The organism is Vibrio sp. 779(2023) (assembly GCF_033344285.1).
Taxonomy (GTDB): Bacteria; Pseudomonadota; Gammaproteobacteria; order Enterobacterales; family Vibrionaceae; genus Vibrio; species Vibrio alginolyticus.
Genome location: NZ_JAWPOM010000108.1, coordinates 1 through 1,357, shown reverse-complemented (window position 1 = coordinate 1,357; position 1,357 = coordinate 1). Strand labels below are relative to the sequence as shown.

Genomic DNA, 1,357 nt, shown 5'->3' with positions numbered 1-1,357 from the left:
CGTTTTCACTAATTTATTTTAGTAAAACTTTTACTAATATCTTTCTCAGATTATTCATAAGCATTTTTCACAATACATCGGCCGTTGTTTTTGCACTGATGTTGAGCCGCGATGAAACCAATCCGCACTCCAACATAAGCGCACCAAGCCGAGGGGAGATCAAAACGTGAACAATTGGGAAAACTTCCAACACTTACACGAGAATCGTATGGCACCACGTGCGTACTTTTTCTCCTACGACTCTGTTCAGAGCGCACAAACCTTTCAACGTGAACTGAGTCGCCGATTTATGTTTCTCAGCGGCCAATGGACATTCCGTTATTTCACCAACCCAATGTTGGTACCTGATGAGTTTTACTCACAAACAATGAACGACTGGGGACACATTACCGTCCCAAACATGTGGCAAATGGAAGGCCACGGCGATCTGCAATACACCGATGAAGGCTTCCCATTCCCGATCGACGTCCCGTTTGTACCAACCGACAACCCAACGGGCGCTTATCAACGCACATTTACACGTGGTCCACAGTTGGATAACCAACAAACCATCATCAAGTGCGATGGCGTGGAAACCTACTTTGGGGGGTACGTAAACGGCGAGTACGTCGGCTTTAGCAAAGGCAGCCGTCTTACTGCGGAGTTCGACATTTCCAAGTTCGTCCAACAAGGCGAAAACTTGCTGTCTGTACGCGTGATGCAGTGGGCCGATTCCACTTACATTGAAGACCAAGACATGTGGTGGACGGCAGGGATCTTCCGCGATGCTTACCTTGTGGGCAAAGAGCAGGTTCACGTCCAAGATCTCACCATTCGTACCGATTTCGCCGACGATTACCAAAGTGCGACGCTCAGTGCTCAAATCGAATTGGAAAACCTTTCCACCGCTATCGCGTCTGGCTATACGCTGGAATACGCGCTGCATGACAAAGGCACTGTCGTAGCCAGTGGTCAATGCGATTCACTGACTATCCAAAACCACCACTCAACAAGCTTTGCGATTGATATGGTGAACCCAACGCATTGGACGGCTGAAAATCCTTACCTTTACCACTTGTTCATCACCTTAAAAGATCACCAAGGCAACGTAGTGGAAGTGATCCCACAACGCGTGGGTTTCCGTGACATCAAAGTGCGTGACGGCCTGTTCTACATCAACAACCAATACGTGATGCTGCATGGTGTCAACCGTCATGACAACGACCACCTAAAAGGTCGCGCAGTGGGCATGGACCGCGTGGAAAAAGATCTGATTTTGATGAAGCAACACAACATCAACTCAGTTCGCACCGCGCACTACCCGAACGACCCACGCTTCTACGAGTTGTGTGATATTTACGGCCTGTTTGTGATGGCA

1 protein-coding gene is annotated in these 1,357 nt (G+C 48.5%); it reads left to right on the top strand.

What is annotated here, in order from left to right; translation table 11 throughout:
• Positions 1-166 precede the first annotated feature (166 nt).
• Positions 167-1,357, top strand: a 1,191-nt coding sequence (locus R8O70_RS25325; protein ID WP_318184470.1) for a sugar-binding domain-containing protein, incomplete at its 3' end; no start/stop codon positions are given.